Source organism: Allobacillus sp. SKP2-8 (assembly GCF_007559355.1).
GTDB classification, from domain to species: Bacteria; Bacillota; Bacilli; order Bacillales; family Alkalibacillaceae; genus Allobacillus; species Allobacillus halotolerans.
Genome location: NZ_VMHF01000017.1, coordinates 20,351 through 36,154, shown reverse-complemented (window position 1 = coordinate 36,154; position 15,804 = coordinate 20,351). Strand labels below are relative to the sequence as shown.

At 41.5% G+C, this 15,804-nt stretch carries 31 protein-coding genes; all 31 read left to right on the top strand.

The window, feature by feature from the left end; translation table 11 throughout:
* Window positions 1-466 precede the first annotated feature (466 nt).
* The 31 genes from rpsJ to rplQ all read left to right on the top strand — a co-directional run bounded on the left by rpsJ (window position 467) and on the right by rplQ (window position 15,372).
* Window positions 467-775 carry a 30S ribosomal protein S10 gene (rpsJ, locus tag FPQ10_RS11155; RefSeq protein ID WP_144163584.1) on the top strand — a complete coding sequence of 103 codons (309 nt, stop codon included), beginning with the start codon at window positions 467-469 and terminating at the stop codon, window positions 773-775.
* A gap of 20 nt (window positions 776-795) precedes the next feature.
* On the top strand, window positions 796-1,422 hold the full coding sequence (gene rplC / locus FPQ10_RS11150; protein ID WP_144163583.1) for a 50S ribosomal protein L3: 627 nt from the start codon (window positions 796-798) through the stop codon (window positions 1,420-1,422).
* A gap of 28 nt (window positions 1,423-1,450) precedes the next feature.
* Complete coding sequence (gene rplD, locus FPQ10_RS11145) at window positions 1,451-2,074, top strand: 50S ribosomal protein L4 (protein ID WP_144163582.1); 624 nt, start codon at window positions 1,451-1,453, stop codon at window positions 2,072-2,074.
* Complete coding sequence (gene rplW / locus FPQ10_RS11140) at window positions 2,074-2,364, top strand: 50S ribosomal protein L23 (protein WP_144163581.1); 291 nt, start codon at window positions 2,074-2,076, stop codon at window positions 2,362-2,364. The genes rplD and rplW overlap by 1 nt, the downstream gene beginning before the upstream one ends.
* A gap of 33 nt (window positions 2,365-2,397) precedes the next feature.
* Window positions 2,398-3,231: a 50S ribosomal protein L2 gene (gene rplB / locus FPQ10_RS11135; protein WP_144163580.1), complete on the top strand. Its 834-nt coding sequence runs from the start codon at window positions 2,398-2,400 to the stop codon at window positions 3,229-3,231.
* 45 nt (window positions 3,232-3,276) lie between these two features.
* Window positions 3,277-3,555, top strand: coding sequence for a 30S ribosomal protein S19 (rpsS, locus tag FPQ10_RS11130; protein WP_144163579.1), 279 nt, complete (start codon window positions 3,277-3,279; stop codon window positions 3,553-3,555).
* Between the two features lie 19 nt (window positions 3,556-3,574).
* The gene (gene rplV / locus FPQ10_RS11125; protein WP_144163578.1) at window positions 3,575-3,919 is read left to right on the top strand and encodes a 50S ribosomal protein L22; all 345 of its coding nucleotides are present in this window, start codon (window positions 3,575-3,577) and stop codon (window positions 3,917-3,919) included.
* 3 nt (window positions 3,920-3,922) lie between these two features.
* Window positions 3,923-4,564 (top strand): 30S ribosomal protein S3, encoded by a 642-nt coding sequence (gene rpsC / locus FPQ10_RS11120; protein WP_144163577.1) that lies wholly within the window; start codon window positions 3,923-3,925, stop codon window positions 4,562-4,564.
* 18 nt (window positions 4,565-4,582) lie between these two features.
* The gene (rplP, locus tag FPQ10_RS11115) at window positions 4,583-5,017 is read left to right on the top strand and encodes a 50S ribosomal protein L16 (RefSeq protein WP_144163576.1); all 435 of its coding nucleotides are present in this window, start codon (window positions 4,583-4,585) and stop codon (window positions 5,015-5,017) included.
* Window positions 5,007-5,204 (top strand): 50S ribosomal protein L29, encoded by a 198-nt coding sequence (gene rpmC / locus FPQ10_RS11110; RefSeq protein ID WP_144088753.1) that lies wholly within the window; start codon window positions 5,007-5,009, stop codon window positions 5,202-5,204. Before rplP ends, rpmC begins: the two co-directional genes overlap by 11 nt.
* A gap of 28 nt (window positions 5,205-5,232) precedes the next feature.
* Entirely contained in the window at window positions 5,233-5,496 is a 264-nt protein-coding gene (rpsQ, locus tag FPQ10_RS11105) for a 30S ribosomal protein S17 (protein ID WP_144163575.1), read from the top strand.
* Window positions 5,497-5,536: 40 nt separating this feature from the next.
* A complete protein-coding gene (rplN, locus tag FPQ10_RS11100) occupies window positions 5,537-5,905 on the top strand; it encodes a 50S ribosomal protein L14 (RefSeq protein WP_144163574.1) in 369 nt (122 codons plus the stop codon).
* A gap of 38 nt (window positions 5,906-5,943) precedes the next feature.
* Window positions 5,944-6,255: a 50S ribosomal protein L24 gene (gene rplX, locus FPQ10_RS11095; RefSeq protein WP_144163573.1), complete on the top strand. Its 312-nt coding sequence runs from the start codon at window positions 5,944-5,946 to the stop codon at window positions 6,253-6,255.
* 26 nt (window positions 6,256-6,281) lie between these two features.
* Window positions 6,282-6,821: a 50S ribosomal protein L5 gene (gene rplE / locus FPQ10_RS11090; RefSeq protein WP_144163572.1), complete on the top strand. Its 540-nt coding sequence runs from the start codon at window positions 6,282-6,284 to the stop codon at window positions 6,819-6,821.
* Between the two features lie 26 nt (window positions 6,822-6,847).
* Window positions 6,848-7,033, top strand: coding sequence for a type Z 30S ribosomal protein S14 (locus FPQ10_RS11085; protein WP_144088758.1), 186 nt, complete (start codon window positions 6,848-6,850; stop codon window positions 7,031-7,033).
* A gap of 30 nt (window positions 7,034-7,063) precedes the next feature.
* Window positions 7,064-7,462 carry a 30S ribosomal protein S8 gene (gene rpsH / locus FPQ10_RS11080; RefSeq protein WP_144163571.1) on the top strand — a complete coding sequence of 133 codons (399 nt, stop codon included), beginning with the start codon at window positions 7,064-7,066 and terminating at the stop codon, window positions 7,460-7,462.
* A 28-nt stretch (window positions 7,463-7,490) separates the two neighbouring features.
* A complete protein-coding gene (rplF, locus tag FPQ10_RS11075; protein ID WP_144163570.1) occupies window positions 7,491-8,027 on the top strand; it encodes a 50S ribosomal protein L6 in 537 nt (178 codons plus the stop codon).
* Window positions 8,028-8,059: 32 nt separating this feature from the next.
* Complete coding sequence (gene rplR, locus FPQ10_RS11070) at window positions 8,060-8,422, top strand: 50S ribosomal protein L18 (RefSeq protein ID WP_144088761.1); 363 nt, start codon at window positions 8,060-8,062, stop codon at window positions 8,420-8,422.
* Window positions 8,423-8,449: 27 nt separating this feature from the next.
* Window positions 8,450-8,953 carry a 30S ribosomal protein S5 gene (gene rpsE, locus FPQ10_RS11065; protein ID WP_144163569.1) on the top strand — a complete coding sequence of 168 codons (504 nt, stop codon included), beginning with the start codon at window positions 8,450-8,452 and terminating at the stop codon, window positions 8,951-8,953.
* A 12-nt stretch (window positions 8,954-8,965) separates the two neighbouring features.
* The gene (rpmD, locus tag FPQ10_RS11060) at window positions 8,966-9,148 is read left to right on the top strand and encodes a 50S ribosomal protein L30 (protein ID WP_144163568.1); all 183 of its coding nucleotides are present in this window, start codon (window positions 8,966-8,968) and stop codon (window positions 9,146-9,148) included.
* A gap of 29 nt (window positions 9,149-9,177) precedes the next feature.
* The gene (rplO, locus tag FPQ10_RS11055) at window positions 9,178-9,618 is read left to right on the top strand and encodes a 50S ribosomal protein L15 (protein ID WP_144088764.1); all 441 of its coding nucleotides are present in this window, start codon (window positions 9,178-9,180) and stop codon (window positions 9,616-9,618) included.
* Window positions 9,618-10,910: a preprotein translocase subunit SecY gene (gene secY / locus FPQ10_RS11050; RefSeq protein ID WP_144163567.1), complete on the top strand. Its 1,293-nt coding sequence runs from the start codon at window positions 9,618-9,620 to the stop codon at window positions 10,908-10,910. Before rplO ends, secY begins: the two co-directional genes overlap by 1 nt.
* Before the next feature lie 33 nt (window positions 10,911-10,943).
* Window positions 10,944-11,594 carry an adenylate kinase gene (locus FPQ10_RS11045; RefSeq protein ID WP_144163566.1) on the top strand — a complete coding sequence of 217 codons (651 nt, stop codon included), beginning with the start codon at window positions 10,944-10,946 and terminating at the stop codon, window positions 11,592-11,594.
* Window positions 11,595-12,341, top strand: coding sequence for a type I methionyl aminopeptidase (map, locus tag FPQ10_RS11040; protein WP_144163565.1), 747 nt, complete (start codon window positions 11,595-11,597; stop codon window positions 12,339-12,341). It abuts the gene before it with no gap.
* 21 nt (window positions 12,342-12,362) lie between these two features.
* Complete coding sequence (locus tag FPQ10_RS11035) at window positions 12,363-12,686, top strand: KOW domain-containing RNA-binding protein (protein ID WP_144163564.1); 324 nt, start codon at window positions 12,363-12,365, stop codon at window positions 12,684-12,686.
* Window positions 12,679-12,897: a translation initiation factor IF-1 gene (gene infA / locus FPQ10_RS11030; protein WP_144163563.1), complete on the top strand. Its 219-nt coding sequence runs from the start codon at window positions 12,679-12,681 to the stop codon at window positions 12,895-12,897. Before FPQ10_RS11035 ends, infA begins: the two co-directional genes overlap by 8 nt.
* Window positions 12,898-12,929: 32 nt before the next feature.
* Window positions 12,930-13,043 carry a 50S ribosomal protein L36 gene (rpmJ, locus tag FPQ10_RS11025; protein WP_144088770.1) on the top strand — a complete coding sequence of 38 codons (114 nt, stop codon included), beginning with the start codon at window positions 12,930-12,932 and terminating at the stop codon, window positions 13,041-13,043.
* A gap of 24 nt (window positions 13,044-13,067) precedes the next feature.
* Window positions 13,068-13,433 carry a 30S ribosomal protein S13 gene (rpsM, locus tag FPQ10_RS11020; protein WP_144163562.1) on the top strand — a complete coding sequence of 122 codons (366 nt, stop codon included), beginning with the start codon at window positions 13,068-13,070 and terminating at the stop codon, window positions 13,431-13,433.
* 25 nt (window positions 13,434-13,458) lie between these two features.
* On the top strand, window positions 13,459-13,854 hold the full coding sequence (gene rpsK, locus FPQ10_RS11015; protein WP_144163561.1) for a 30S ribosomal protein S11: 396 nt from the start codon (window positions 13,459-13,461) through the stop codon (window positions 13,852-13,854).
* Window positions 13,855-14,019: 165 nt separating this feature from the next.
* Window positions 14,020-14,964 (top strand): DNA-directed RNA polymerase subunit alpha, encoded by a 945-nt coding sequence (locus FPQ10_RS11010; protein ID WP_144163560.1) that lies wholly within the window; start codon window positions 14,020-14,022, stop codon window positions 14,962-14,964.
* Window positions 14,965-15,006: 42 nt separating this feature from the next.
* Window positions 15,007-15,372 carry a 50S ribosomal protein L17 gene (rplQ, locus tag FPQ10_RS11005; RefSeq protein ID WP_144163559.1) on the top strand — a complete coding sequence of 122 codons (366 nt, stop codon included), beginning with the start codon at window positions 15,007-15,009 and terminating at the stop codon, window positions 15,370-15,372.
* The last annotated feature ends 432 nt before the right edge of the window (window positions 15,373-15,804 follow it).

Here is a 15,804-nt window from a genome sequence, read left to right as displayed (position 1 = left end):
GCTCTATACCCCCGAGCGAGCCAGAAAAAAAGCCGGAAAGTCCTATAGAAGAGCTCTATACCCTCGAACGAGCCAGAAAAAAAGCTAAAAAGTCTTATAGGGATACTCTATACTCCCCTGCGAAAGATCAACACAATTTAAATCGTAATTGCCTACTAAAAAGACACGAAAAACATAATCGAAAACTATTTGTATTCTCTTCATTCCATTAACAAAAAAACATCTGCAAACCCCTTGAAATCAATCAAATATCTCTGTATAATAGCAAAGGTATTTGCAACAGAAAGAATTCTAGTTTTTCCTTGCAATCAAGGCTTGAATTCATTATAATTAGTAATGTTGCAGAAAAACCAAGGCGATGAAGCGAAAGGTTGCTGAAACACCCGGCCCCTTTGCCATGGCGGATGTTGAGGAAATTTTCGCAGAGTATGTCTGTTTTAATATAGGCGAAAAAGGAGGGAAAGTAATGGCAAATGAAAAAATACGTATTCGTTTAAAGGCTTATGATCACAGAGTTTTAGATCAGTCAGCTGAGAAAATCGTTGAAACAGCAAAACGTTCAGGTGCGGAAGTATCAGGTCCAGTACCATTACCTACAGAGCGTGCTGTTTACACTGTTTTGCGTGCCGTACACAAGTACAAAGACTCTCGTGAGCAATTCGAGATGCGCACACATAAACGGTTAATCGACATTTTGAGCCCAACACCACAAACAGTGGATTCATTAATGCGTTTAGATTTACCATCTGGCGTTGATATCGAAATTAAATTATAAATTTTTAGGAGGTGTAACGGATGGCGAAAGGAATCTTAGGACGTAAAGTCGGCATGACACAGCTTTTCGCAGATAACGGTGAATTAATCCCAGTTACTGTCATTCAAGCTGAAGGTAATGTCGTACTTCAAAAGAAAACCGAAGAAAATGATGGCTACAATGCAATCCAAATCGGTTTCACAGACAAAAAAGAAAATCGTTCGAACAAAGCTGAGAAAGGTCATGCTGAGAAAGCGAGCACGAACCCTAAGCGCTTCGTTCGCGAAATCCGTAACGTAAATCTTGACGAGTATGAAGTAGGTCAAGATCTAAGTGTGGATGTATTCGAAGCAGGAGAAAAGGTGAACGTAACTGGTACTTCCAAAGGGAAAGGTTTCCAGGGTTCCATCAAACGTCACAATCAATCACGTGGACCTATGACACACGGTTCTCACTACCACCGTGGACCAGGTGCAATGGGTGTTATTGACCCAATGCGTGTATTCAAAGGCAAAAAACTACCAGGTCAAATGGGTAAAGAAACAGTAACAATCCAAAACTTAGAGATTGTTAAAGTGGATACTGAAAACAACTTAGTCCTTGTAAAAGGAAATGTTCCAGGTCCTAAAAAATCTTACGTACAAATTACTGGTGCAGATCAGGCGTAACAAATAACGAATGAAGGGAGGAAATGTCATGCCTAAAGTAGCACTATATAACCAAGCGGGATCAGAAGTAGGCAGTGTAGAACTTGCTGAGAACGTATTTGGTATTGAGCCGAACAAAACTGTTCTTCACGATGCTGTCATTATGCAGCGAGCTTCTATGCGTCAAGGAACGCATAAAGTTAAGAACCGTTCAGAAGTAAGAGGAGGAGGCCGCAAACCGTGGCGCCAAAAAGGAACTGGCCGTGCGCGTCAAGGTTCCATTCGTTCCCCACAATGGGTTGGTGGCGGAACTGTATTTGGTCCAACTCCAAGAAGCTATAGCACAAAATTACCGAAGAAAGTACGTCGTTTGGCAATTCGCTCAGCTTTAGCTACAAAGGTAAATGAAGAAAGCATTTACGTTTTGGAAGACTTAAAGCTAGAAACGCCAAAAACAAAAGATGTCATTAATCTTTTAGGTAATTTGAATGTTGATGGAAAAGCATTAATCGTAACAACAGAAGAAGATGAAAACGTTGTGCGTTCCGCAAACAATATTAAAGGCGTTGAAGTTCTAACAGTAACTGAATTAAACGTACTTGACGTATTGAAGCATGACACGCTTCTTATTACGAAAGAAGCAGCTGAAAAAGCAGGGGAGGTGCTTGCATAATGAAAGACCCACGAGATATTATTAAGCGCCCGGTAATTACAGAGCACTCTGCGGATTTAATGGCTGATAAAAAGTACACTTTTGAAGTATCACCAAAAGCGAACAAAACAGAAATTAAACATGCCGTAGAATTAATCTTTGACGTTGAAGTTGTAAAAGTAAACACAGCAAATAAAAAAGGTAAATTCAGAAGAATGGGTCGTCACGGAGGCTATCGTCCGAATACGAAAAAAGCCGTCGTTACATTGTCTGAAGACAGTAAAGATCTAGATTTCTTTGAAGGTGCCTAAACTTTAAATCGAATTTAAAAGGAGGGAAATATGATGGCGATTAAAAGATATAAACCGACAAGTAACGGTCGTCGTAACATGAGCACATTGACAAATGATGAAATTACGACTTCTACACCTGAAAAAACTCTCTTGTCTCCACTCAAGAAAAGAGCTGGACGTAACAACCAAGGGAGAATGACGGTTCGTCATCAGGGTGGTGGACATAAACGTCAGTACCGCGTAATTGATTTCCGTCGTAACAAAGATGGTATACCAGGACGCGTTGCTACGATCGAATATGATCCGAACCGCTCAGCAAATATAGCTTTAATCCATTATGCAGATGGTGAAAAACGATATATACTTGCACCGAAAACACTTAAAGTAGGTCAAGAAATTATGTCTGGTGAAACAGCTGACATTAAAGTAGGTAACGCATTACCACTTAACAAAATGCCAGTTGGTACAACAATTCACAACATTGAATTGAAACCAGGCCGCGGCGGACAACTTGTTCGTTCTGCAGGGTCACAAGCTCAAATTCTTGGGCGTGAAGACAACAAGTATGTACTTGTTCGTTTGTCTTCTGGAGAAACAAGAATGATCTTGGGTACTTGCCGAGCAACAATTGGTCAAGTCGGAAACATTGAACATGAATTAACTCGTGTTGGTAAAGCTGGACGTAGTCGCTGGAAAGGTATTCGTCCAACAGTACGTGGTTCTGTCATGAACCCTAGCGATCACCCACACGGTGGTGGTGAAGGACGTGCACCAATCGGTATGCCATCTCCAGTTACACCTTGGGGTAAACCGACACTTGGACTTAAAACACGTAAACGTAACAAAGCTTCAGACAAATATATCGTGCGTCGTCGTAAGAAATAACGATGAAAAGCAACAAGTTGCTTAGTCACGAAGGGAGGTTTATTTATGGGTCGTAGTTTGAAAAAAGGACCTTTCGCAGATGATCATCTGATGAAAAAAGTCGAAGAGCTAGATAACAATAATAAAAAGCAAGTGATCAAGACATGGTCTCGTCGTTCTACCATCTTCCCACATTTCGTAGGACACACTTTCGCAGTGTATGATGGACGTAAACATGTACCAGTATATGTCACGGAAGATATGGTCGGTCACAAACTAGGTGAGTTTGCACCGACACGTACGTACAGAGGTCATGCTGGTGACGATAAGAAAACAAAACGCTAGTTGAGAGGAGGTTTGCATGATGCAACAAGCTAAAGCCGTAGCTAAAACTGTCCGTATTGCTCCTCGTAAAGCTCGTTTAGTCGTTGATTTAATTCGAGGAAAACAAGTAGGCGAAGCTATCGCAATTCTTAAGCACACGAACCGTGCTGCTTCACCGATTGTAGAAAAACTTATTTACTCTGCTGTCGCAAACGCAGAGCATAACTATGAAATGGATACGGATTCGTTGATCGTATCAGAAGTATTTGTCAATGAAGGTGTCACATTAAAAAGATTTCGTCCGCGCGCACAAGGTCGTGCTACAGCAATCAATAAACGTACCAGCCACATCACAGTAGTGGTAACAGAACAAAAGGAGGGATAGTTCGTGGGTAACAAAATCAATCCTCATGGTCTTCGTGTAGGAATCATCCGTGATTGGGACTCTAAATGGTTCGCAGAAAAAGATTACGCTGACTTATTGCATGAAGATATCATGATTCGTGATTATATCGAAGAACGCTTAGCTGATTCATCTGTATCAAACGTTGAGATCGAAAGAGCAGCAAATCGAGTGAATATCTCAATCCACACATCTAAACCAGGAATGGTGATCGGTAAAGGTGGATCTGAAGTTGACGCTTTACGTACAAAGCTAAGCAACATGACAGACAAGAAAGTTCATATCAACATTGTAGAAGTTAAAAAACCCGACCTTGATGCAACACTAGTTGCTCAAAATATTGCTCGTCAATTGGAGAACCGTGTTTCATTCCGTCGTGTTCAAAAGCAATCCATCCAACGCGCAATGCGTGGGGGAGCTAAAGGAATTAAAACAATGGTTTCCGGTCGTTTAGGCGGAGCAGACATTGCTCGTGCTGAATATTACAGTGAAGGAACAGTACCACTACACACACTTCGTGCAGATATCGATTATGGAACTGCTGAAGCAGACACTACTTATGGAAAACTTGGTGTTAAAGTGTGGATTTACCGTGGTGAGATCCTTCCAACAAAAAATGAAAACTAAGGAAGGGGGATTAGCAATATGTTAATGCCGAAGCGTGTAAAATACCGTAAACCACATCGCGTGAGCTTAAAAGGTCGTGCGAAAGGTGGAACTGAAGTAGCATTTGGAGAATATGGCCTTCAAGCTCTTGAAGGTGAATGGATCACAAGTCGACAAATTGAGGCTGCCCGTATTGCGATGACTCGTTACATGAAACGTGGCGGTAAAGTTTGGATTAAAATCTTTCCGGACAGACCGAAAACAGCTAAACCTCTTGAGGTTCGTATGGGTTCCGGTAAAGGGTCTCCTGAATCTTGGGTAGCGGTTGTAAAACCTGGAAAAATCTTATTTGAGATTGCGGGAGTCGACGAAGAGGTTGCTCGCGAAGCACTTCGTCTTGCGTCTCACAAACTTCCGATCCGTACTAAGTTTGTAAAACGTGAAGAAATTGGTGGTGAAAGCAATGAAAGCTAATGAAATTAGAGAACTAACCACTGCCGAAATTGAACAAAAAGTAAAATCTTTAAAAGAAGAACTCTTTAACCTACGTTTCCAATTAGCAACAGGACAGCTTGAAAACACGGTTCGTATCCGTGAAGTCAAAAAATCCATTGCTCGATTGAAAACAGTAATCCGTGAAAGAGAAATCGGCGTTAATTAATTGACAATTGAGAGGAGGTCAACCTCAAATGAGTGAACGCAATAACCGTAAAGTTTACAGTGGTCGTGTTGTTTCTGACAAAGCAGACAAAACAATCACTGTTGTGGTAGAAACGTATAAATTCCATCCGTTATATGGAAAGCGCGTTAAGTATTCAAAGAAATTCAAAACTCATGACGAAAATAACCAGGCGAAAACTGGTGACGTTGTGCGTATTATGGAAACACGTCCGTTATCCAAAACGAAACGTTTCCGTTTAATCGAAGTAACAGAAGAAGCTGTAATTATATAATAGTTCGCTCGGATTGAATCCGAAGGGAGGTTTCATTGATATGATTCAACAGGAAAGCCGTTTAAAAATTGCTGACAACTCCGGAGCTCGTGAAGTTCAAGCGATCAAGGTTCTTGGTGGTTCAGGCCGTAAGACAGCGAACATTGGTGATATCATCGTATGTTCCGTTAAGAACGCTACACCAGGAGGCGTTGTCAAAAAAGGTGAAGTAGTAAGAGCAGTAATTGTACGTTCAAAAAGCGGTGTTCGCCGTAAGGACGGTTCTTACATCCGTTTCGATGAAAACGCGGCAGTGATCGTTCGTGATGATAAGAGTCCTCGAGGCACACGTATTTTTGGACCAGTAGCTCGTGAACTACGTGACAACAAATTCATGAAAATTGTTTCACTAGCTCCAGAAGTTTTATAAAAAAAGAAATTAGACCCTTCAAGGGAGGTGCACGATTCATGCATGTAAAGAAAGGCGATAAAGTAGTCGTTATTTCCGGTAAAGATAAAGGTAAAGAAGGAACGATTCTAGAAGCGTACCCTAAAAAAGAACGTGTTTTGGTTGAAGGCGTCAATTATGTTAAAAAACACGCACAGCCTTCTCAAGATAATCCACAAGGTGGAATTTTGACAATCGAAGCACCAGTTCATGTTTCGAACGTTATGCCAGTCGATCCGAAAAGTGGCCAACCAACACGTGTTGGATATGAAGTGAAAGACGGTAAAAAAGTTCGTATCGCAAAGAAATCGGGCGAAGCTTTAGATAAATAGTCTAGCGGCGAAAGGAGGGCTACAGAATGAATGAATTAAAAAGAAAATACAAGGAAGAAGTCGTTTCTAACTTAGTTGAAAAATTCAATTACAGTTCAGTAATGCAAGCACCGAAAGTTGAGAAAATCGTGATCAACATGGGTGTCGGTGATGCAGTTCAAAATTCAAAAGCACTTGATAACGCAGTTGAAGAACTTGCAACACTATCAGGTCAAAAACCAACAGTTACACGTGCCAAAAAATCGATTGCAGGTTTTCGTCTACGTGAAGGAATGCCAATTGGTGCCAAGGTAACACTTCGTGGAGAGCGCATGTATGATTTCCTCGAAAAGCTAATCGCTGTATCCTTGCCACGTGTGCGTGACTTCCGCGGAATCTCCAACAAAGCATTTGATGGTCGTGGAAACTACACGCTTGGTGTAAAAGAGCAATTGATCTTCCCAGAAATTGATTACGATAAAGTAAATAAAGTTCGTGGAATGGATATCGTAATTGTGACAACTGCTGAGACAGATGAAGAAGCCCGTGAACTTCTTACGCAATTCGGAATGCCGTTCAAACAATAACATGAACGTAAAAAGGAGGGTAAATCGTGGCGAAAAAATCAATGATTGCTAAACAAAAACGCAAACAGAAATATTCAGTTCGTGAATATTCACGTTGCCAACGTTGTGGACGTCCACATTCAGTAATCCGTAAATTTAAGCTATGCCGAATTTGTTTCCGTGACTTAGCTCACGCAGGACAAATCCCAGGCGTCAAAAAAGCTAGCTGGTAAACCCCATTGTAGGGAAGGAGGTAAAATCTAATGGCAATGACAGATCCAATTGCAGATCTTTTGACTAGAATCCGTAATGCGAACGTGGCTCGCCATGATCAACTGGAAGTTCCTGCTTCCAACTTGAAAAAAGAGATTGTAGATATCTTGAAGCGAGAAGGTTTCATTCGTGATTTTGAATATATTGAAGACAGTAAACAAGGTGTATTGCGCCTATTCTTGAAATATGGCCAAGACAATGAGCGTGTAATTACTGGTATTAAGAAAATCAGTAAACCAGGACTTCGTGTCTATGTGAAAGCAGACGAACTGCCTCGCGTATTAAACGGACTTGGCATCGCTGTTGTTTCAACTTCAAAAGGTGTTTTGACAGATAAAGAAGCTCGTCAGCAAGCAGTCGGCGGCGAAGTATTAGCATACGTTTGGTAATAGAAAGTGTAGTCAGGAGGTGGAATATATGTCACGTATCGGTTTTAAACCACTTGAATTGCCAGAAGGCGTTGAAGTTAAAGTGGATGGACTTACAGTTAATGTAAAAGGACCTAAAGGTGAATTGTCCCGTACGATTCATGAAGATATGATCATCAACATCGAAGACAATCAACTAGTTGTTGAGCGTCCAAGTGAAAGTAAGCTACACCGTTCCTTGCATGGTACGACTCGTACGATCGTTGCCAACATGGTAGAAGGTGTCACAAACGGCTTCCAAAAAGCACTTGAGATCAATGGTGTTGGTTACCGTGCACAAATGCAAGGTAATAAACTAATCGTTAACGCTGGGTATTCTCATCCAGTTGAAATAGATCCGATGAAAGGCATCGAAATTGAATGCCCTACAAACACAAAAATTGTTGTTAAAGGGATCAATAAAGAGAAAGTCGGCGCAACTGCAGCAAATATTCGCGCAATCAGAACACCTGAACCTTATAAAGGAAAAGGTATTCGTTATGAAGGCGAATATGTACGCCAAAAAGAAGGTAAAACTGCGAAATAACTTCCGTTAAGAGACAGAAAGGAGTGACTTAAATGATTACGAAGCAGGATAAGAATGCAACTCGTAAAAAACGTCATTATCGTTTGCGCCGTGACCTTACCGGCACTGCCGAGCGTCCGCGTTTAAACGTATACCGTTCAAATAAACACATTTATGCTCAATTGATCGATGATACAGCAGGCAAAACCTTAGCAAGTGCCTCTACTGTCGACCCGGAATTGAAATTGGATGCAACAGGTAATGTTGAAGCAGCTCAAAAAGTTGGTGAACTTCTCGCGAAGCGTGCGACTGATGCGAATCTAAAATCTGTCGTATTTGACCGTGGAGGTTACCTTTATCACGGACGCGTAAAAGCTTTAGCGGATGCAGCTCGTGAAAATGGGTTGGAATTTTAAACGTGATCGTAAAAGGAGGGAAATGAATTGAGTAAACAAATCGACGCAAGCAAGCTTGACATTGAAGAACGTGTAGTAACAATCAACCGTGTAGCGAAAGTTGTGAAAGGTGGTCGTCGTTTCCGTTTCACAGCACTCGTTGTCGTTGGAGATAAAAATGGCCATGTTGGCTTCGGTACAGGTAAAGCACAAGAAGTACCTGATGCGATTAAAAAAGCAATTGAGGATGGCAAAAAGAACTTGGTACGTGTACCAATCGTCGGCACAACGATTCCTCACCAAATTCATGGTCAGCTAGGCGCTGGAAACGTCCTTTTGAAACCAGCTACTGAAGGTACAGGGGTTATTGCTGGTGGACCTGTTCGTGCTGTATTGGAACTTGCTGGTGTAGGAGATATCCTTTCTAAATCATTAGGTTCAAATACACCTATTAACATGGTTCGTGCAACAATCCAAGGATTGAGTGAACTAAAAACGGCCGAACAAGTAAGTAAATTACGTGGTAAGTCAGCCGAAGAACTGAAAGGATAAGGAGGGATTTACATGGCTAAACAATTAGAAATTACCCTCACACGGAGTGTCATTGGAAGCAAACAAGACCAACGTAGAACAGTTGAAGCACTTGGGCTGAAAAAAAGACAACAAACTGTCGTTCGTGAGGATACACCAGTTGTTCGCGGAATGATCAATAAAGTATCCCATCTTGTTCAAGTGAACGAAAAATAACAAGAGTTTTTCAAAGAGGAGGTGCTCGAATGAAACTTCATGAATTAAAAAGTACTGAAGGTTCCCGTAAGAAAAGAAACCGTGTAGGTCGTGGAATGGCTACAGGAAACGGTAAAACTTCAGGCCGTGGACATAAGGGACAGAATGCACGTTCCGGAGGCGGCACACGTCCTGGATTCGAAGGCGGGCAATTACCGTTGTTTCAACGCCTTCCAAAGCGTGGATTCACAAATATTCACCGCAAAGAGTATGTCATTGTTAATTTAGAAACATTAAATAGATTTGATGAAGGTGTGGAGGTAACTCCAGAACTTCTACTTGAAGAAGGTATTGTCAGTAAGTTGAAAGCAGGCGTGAAAGTTCTAGGCAACGGTAGCTTAGATAAAAAATTGACTGTTAAAGCGCATAAATTCTCTGCTTCGGCGAAAGAGGCAATCGAAGCTGCAGGCGGTCAAACTGAGGTGATCTAATGTTCAGCACATTTATCAATATGTTTCGCGTAGCTGACATTCGCAGTAAAATTCTCTTCACCTTAGGTGTGCTCATTATTTTCCGTTTAGGAACTTTCATTCCTGTTCCTTTTACGGATAAAAATGCGTTGACGATGATGGATGAGGTAAACTCATTTGGGTTTATCGATACATTTGGTGGAGGAGCGTTGAGTCAGTTTTCAATCTTCGCAATGGGTGTGTTTCCTTACATTACAGCGATGATTATTATGCAATTGCTCCAAATGGACGTTGTACCGAAATTTACGGAATGGCGTAAACAGGGAGAGCAAGGCAGAAAGAAGTTGACTCAAGTTACGCGTTACGGAACAGTTGGTTTAGCTTTCCTTCAAGGAATTGGTATGTCTGTCGGTTTCAATGCGATGACAAACGGATCACTGATCCAGAATCCTAGCATCATGACTTACTTTGTCATAGCAATCGTATTGACTGGCGGTACGACTTTCTTGATGTGGTTAGGAGAGCAGATCACTGAATATGGGGTAGGAAATGGGATTTCCATCCTCATCTTTGCTGGTATCATTGCTGGATTCCCGAATGCAATTAACCAGCTCTTTGAACAGTATATTTCAGGTGCAGGCGACCAGTTATTTATTAATATTGCAATCTTGGCAATTATATTACTCGTCGTCGTTGCGATTATTGTTGGTGTCATATTCATCCAACAAGCGTTGCGTAAAATACCAATACAGTATGCGAAGCGCACGGTTAATCGTTCACCTGTTGGAGGACACTCCGCACATTTGCCATTAAAAGTAAATGCGGCAGGCGTCATTCCAATTATCTTTGCAATTTCATTTGTCATTGCACCTCAGACCGTAGCAGGATTTTTTGAAGGAAATGAATTTGCCTCAACGGTTCAATATATATTTGATTACACTCAACCAATTGGTATGGTTATATACGTCGGTTTGATCATTGCCTTTACGTATTTCTACACATTTGTTCAAGTTAATCCTGAGCAAATGGCAGAAAACTTACAAAAGCAAGGTGGTTATGTACCTGGCATTCGACCTGGTAAAAACACCGAAACATATTTGACTCGAGTCATTTATCGTTTAACTTTTGTCGGAGCACTGTTCTTAGCAGTCGTTTCTATCTTCCCGATCATTCTAGGCAGTGTTGCAAACCTTCCAGCAGCCGTCCAAATTGGCGGAACAAGCTTGCTCATCGTCGTCGGTGTCGCACTGAATACGATGAAACAGCTGGAGAGCCAGTTGGTAAAACGACACTACCGAGGCTTTATAAAATAAGTTTCATTAGAATGTGAGAGCGAGGGGAAAGGTATGAATCTAATTTTGATGGGCTTGCCAGGTGCCGGAAAAGGTACTCAAGCGGAGAAAATCGTAGAAAAATATGCAATCCCTCATATTTCAACTGGAGATATGTTCCGTTCTGCGATCAAAGAAGGAACAGCGTTAGGAAATGAAGCAAAAACGTACATGGACAAAGGCGAATTGGTTCCTGACGAAGTAACCATAGGAATTGTTAAAGAACGTCTATCAAAACCGGACTGTGAAAAAGGATTTCTATTAGATGGATTTCCTCGTACAGTGGCTCAAGCTGAAGCACTCGAAAGATTGTTAAATGAGTTGAATACAAAACTCGATTATGTATTGCATGTTAAAGTTCCAACTGAAAAGTTGATTGAACGATTAACAGGGCGACGCATTTGTCCGACTTGTGGAGCAACATATCATGTGGAATTCAATCCACCGAAGCAAGAAGGCATTTGTGATCATGACGGTACTGAACTCATTCAGCGTGAGGATGACCAACCGGAAACAGTGAAAAACCGTTTGGACGTGAATATCGAACAAACACAACCTTTGTTGGATTTCTATGAAGATAAAGGTTATCTAGTTGCTATTGATGGTGATCAAGATATTGATGAAGTTTTTAATCAAATCGACGATACTATCGGAGGCTTGGCCTAAATGATTATTTTAAAGACACCACGTGAAATTGAATTGTTGCGTCAAGCTGGAAAAATTGTTGGATTAACACACCAAGAGCTGAAGAAACATATTAAGCCAGGTGTGACAACAAAAAAACTAGATGACATTGCTGAAAAGTATATACGCAGTATGGATGCACTACCATCTTTTAAAGGATATAATGGCTTTAAAGGGAGTGTCTGTGTTTCAGTCAATGAAGAACTTGTACATGGTATTCCAAGCGACCGTGAGTTGAAAAATGGTGACATTGTCACATTGGACATCGGCGCAGATTATAAAGGATATCATGGCGATTCGGCTTGGACATATGCTGTCGGAGAAATTGACGAAGAAACGCAAAAGCTCCTCGAGGTCACTGAAGCATCTTTGTTTGAAGGATTAAGCGTAATTGCTCCCGGAAAACGTCTGACCGATATTTCACATGCCATTCAATCCTATGTCGAACCGTACGGCTACACCATAGTACGGGAATATGGAGGCCATGGGGTCGGCCAAGACCTTCATGAAGACCCACACATCTCGAATTTTGGCCCACCAAACAAAGGACCGCGTTTGAGAAAGGGTATGGTGCTGGCCATCGAACCAATGGTTAACCTCGGTGAACGATATGTTCGCACGCTGGAAGATGGTTGGACAGTCGTTACGGAAGATTCTAAGAACTGCGCACATTTTGAGCATACGATCGCAGTGACAGAGGATGGCTATGAAATTTTAACAAAAGCTTAGATCAAGTGAAGGTGATTGTGATTGAACGATGGAGAATCGGGAAGTCCTAAAATAGGCCAGTTGGTTCAGATCAAACGAGGTCGTGAACTAAGTCAGTATGCGATTATCATTGATATATTGGATGAGAAATTCGTATTATTGGCCGATGGCGAGAAAAGGAAATTCGACCGACCGAAAAAGAAAAATCTTCACCATGTGGAGCTGATTGATTATGTCTCTCCAGAGGTCGAAAAGAGCTTGAAAGAGACCAACCGGGTGACAAACGGAAAGCTCCGTTTCGCAATATCGAAATTTGTTAATGAACTATTGGCAGATTGGAAGAAGGGAGATTCTCTCAATGGCTAAAGATGATGTAATTGAAATGGAAGGTACAGTTCAAGAAACTTTACCAAACGCTATGTTTAAGGTAGAGTTGGAAAATGGACATCAAATCCTTGCCCATGTCTCCGGTAAGATTCGTATGCACTATATTCGAATTTTACCAGGTGATAAAGTAACGGTGGAAATGTCACCGTATGATTTATCAAGAGGACGAATCACTTATCGTTATAAATAAATGAAGACTCCGATCTAAGAGGAGGTAAGAACATGAAGGTAAGAGCATCAGTAAAACCTATTTGTGAAAAGTGTAAAGTTATCCGCCGTAAAGGAAAAGTTATGGTGATTTGTGATAATCCAAAACACAAACAAAAACAAGGATAATCGAAAAGGAGGTGCCATCCACTAATGGCTCGTATTGCAGGAGTTGACGTTCCACGTGATAAACGTGTTGTTATCGCGCTGACGTATGTATATGGTGTAGGGAAATCTACCGCACAAGAAGTATTGAAAAATGTTGGTGTTTCTGAGGATACACGTGTACGTGACCTTACAGAAGACGAACTAGCTAGCATCCGTAAAGGTATTGATGACTATACAGTTGAAGGGGATCTTCGTCGTGAAACATCCCTTAACATTAAGCGATTGATCGAGATCGGTTCATACCGTGGAATTCGCCATCGTAGAGGGTTGCCTGTTCATGGTCAAAAGACTAAAAACAATGCTCGTACTCGAAAAGGCCCACGTCGTACAATCGCTAACAAGAAAAAATAAGTAATCGAAGGAGGTTTGAAGCATTATGGCGAAAAAGCAGCAAACAACTCGTAGAAAACGTCGCGTGAAAAAGAATATAGAGTCCGGTGCAGCTCACATCCGTTCTACATTCAATAATACAATTGTGACAATCACAGACGCAGCCGGAAATGCTATTGCTTGGAGCAGTGCGGGAGCGCTAGGCTTCAAAGGTTCCCGTAAATCTACGCCATTTGCAGCCCAAATGGCAGCAGAAGTAGCGGCGAAATCAGCACAAGAAAACGGCATGAAAACGATTGAAGTTGCAGTTAAAGGCCCTGGTGCTGGTCGTGAAGCAGCAATCCGCTCTTTGCAAGCAGCTGGTCTTGAAATCACTGCAATTGTGGACGTAACACCAGTTCCACACAACGGTTGCCGCCCACCAAAACGTCGTCGTGTTTAATTTATTCGTATATATTTTGTCAGCCCGTCTATAATGGGTTATGATAGCTTAAATAAGCAGGCACGGATTATCAGGCTGTTTTTATGAAACAATACCTGATCATGGAAAAGAATGTGGGGAACTCCGCATAAGTGTTTCGACGTTTTGAAGGAGGGTTTTGGGTAAATGATCGAAATTGAAAAACCGCAAGTTGAAACGATTGAAATTAGTGATGATGCTACATTCGGAAAGTTCGTCATTGAACCGTTAGAACGTGGTTATGGAACTACGGTGGGGAACTCCCTTCGTCGTATTCTATTATCCTCATTACCTGGCGCTGCAGTGACGTCTGTCCAAATTGAAAACGTCCTTCATGAATTTTCAACTATTGAAAACGTCTATGAAGACGTGACGACAATTCTTTTAAATCTAAAAGAATTATCGTTAAAAATTTACTCTGAAGAAGAGAAAACATTGGAAATTGATGTTCAAGGCGAGGGTGAAGTCTTCGCTCGTGATATTCAACATGATAGTGACGTAGAAATACTGAACCCAGACCTTAAAATTGCAACAATCACAGGAAACGGAAGTCTATCCATGAAAATCTTTGCTGAGCAAGGTCGTGGCTACCGTAAAGCAGATGCGAATAAACGCGATGATCAGCCGATCGGCGTTATTCCAGTAGATTCAATTTTTACTCCAGTTAAGAGTGTAACCTATCAAGTTGAAAACACTCGAGTTGGTCAAGTAGCAAACTACGATAAGCTAACACTGGATGTAAGAACTGATGGAAGCATTCGACCAGAGGAAGCAATTTCCTTGGGAGCTAAAGTCTTTACAGAGCATTTGAATGTGTTTGTGAATATGACTGATGAAGCTCAACAAGCAGAAATCATGGTAGAAAAAGAAGAAGACCAAAAAGAAAAAGTGTTAGAAATGACCATTGAAGAGTTAGATCTCTCTGTGCGTTCTTACAACTGTCTAAAACGCGCTGGAATCAACACGGTTCAGGAACTGACACAAAAATCCGAAGAAGATATGATGAAAGTCCGTAACTTGGGAAGAAAATCATTGGATGAAGTGAAATACAAATTGAATGATTTAAACCTAGGCCTACGTAACGACGATTAATCAAGACAGCGATAAATCTTTCTGGTAAAGGAGGTTTTGAGAATGGCGAAAGCGAAATTAGGCCGTCCAACAGATCAACGTCAAGCAATGCTACGTAATCTTGCAACTGATCTGATTGTACATGAACGCATTGAAACAACAGAAGCAAAAGCGAAAGCATTACGCTCTGTTGTCGAAAAACTAATCACACTCGGTAAACGCGGTGACCTACATGCTCGTCGACAAGCAGCTTCAGTCATCCGCAATGCAAAAGCGGACGAAGAAGAGTCACAATCCGCTTTACAAAAATTGTTTTCAGATGTCGCACCTCGTTATGAAGACCGCCAAGGCGGTTACACACGTATCCTAAAACTAGGTGAGCGTAAAGGTGACGGTGCAAAAACGGTGATTATTGAATTAGTTGACTAATTGAATGATTAAGGGAAAAAGGGTGGTCAGTTGCCAAAAACATTGGACTGAGCCCTTTTTTATTTTGTGCAAAAATGGATCTAAAATATTTGTTTGGGTAAATACACAACTTAGCGTAGGTATCGATGATGGTCACTGGTGTCAGGCGATTCGCTTACGGCGGGTGCTTGTGCTCACAGGTCATGTGCGGTTCCCTTATTTCTTGATCCGCAGGCGTCGCCGCCGATGCTCCTCGCCAGCTTTACGTTTGAACAAGCGGAATCTTATCCGCGAATAGAACACTAAAATGGTGTACCATGTTTGATTAGGAGCACACTATTCGGGGGTAGCACAACTAAATTTAACTCTATCTTCGAATAGGAGCGCTTTAATCGGGGTTAGCACGACTAAATTTAGCTCTACCTTTGATTAGAAGCGCTCTATTCGGGGTTA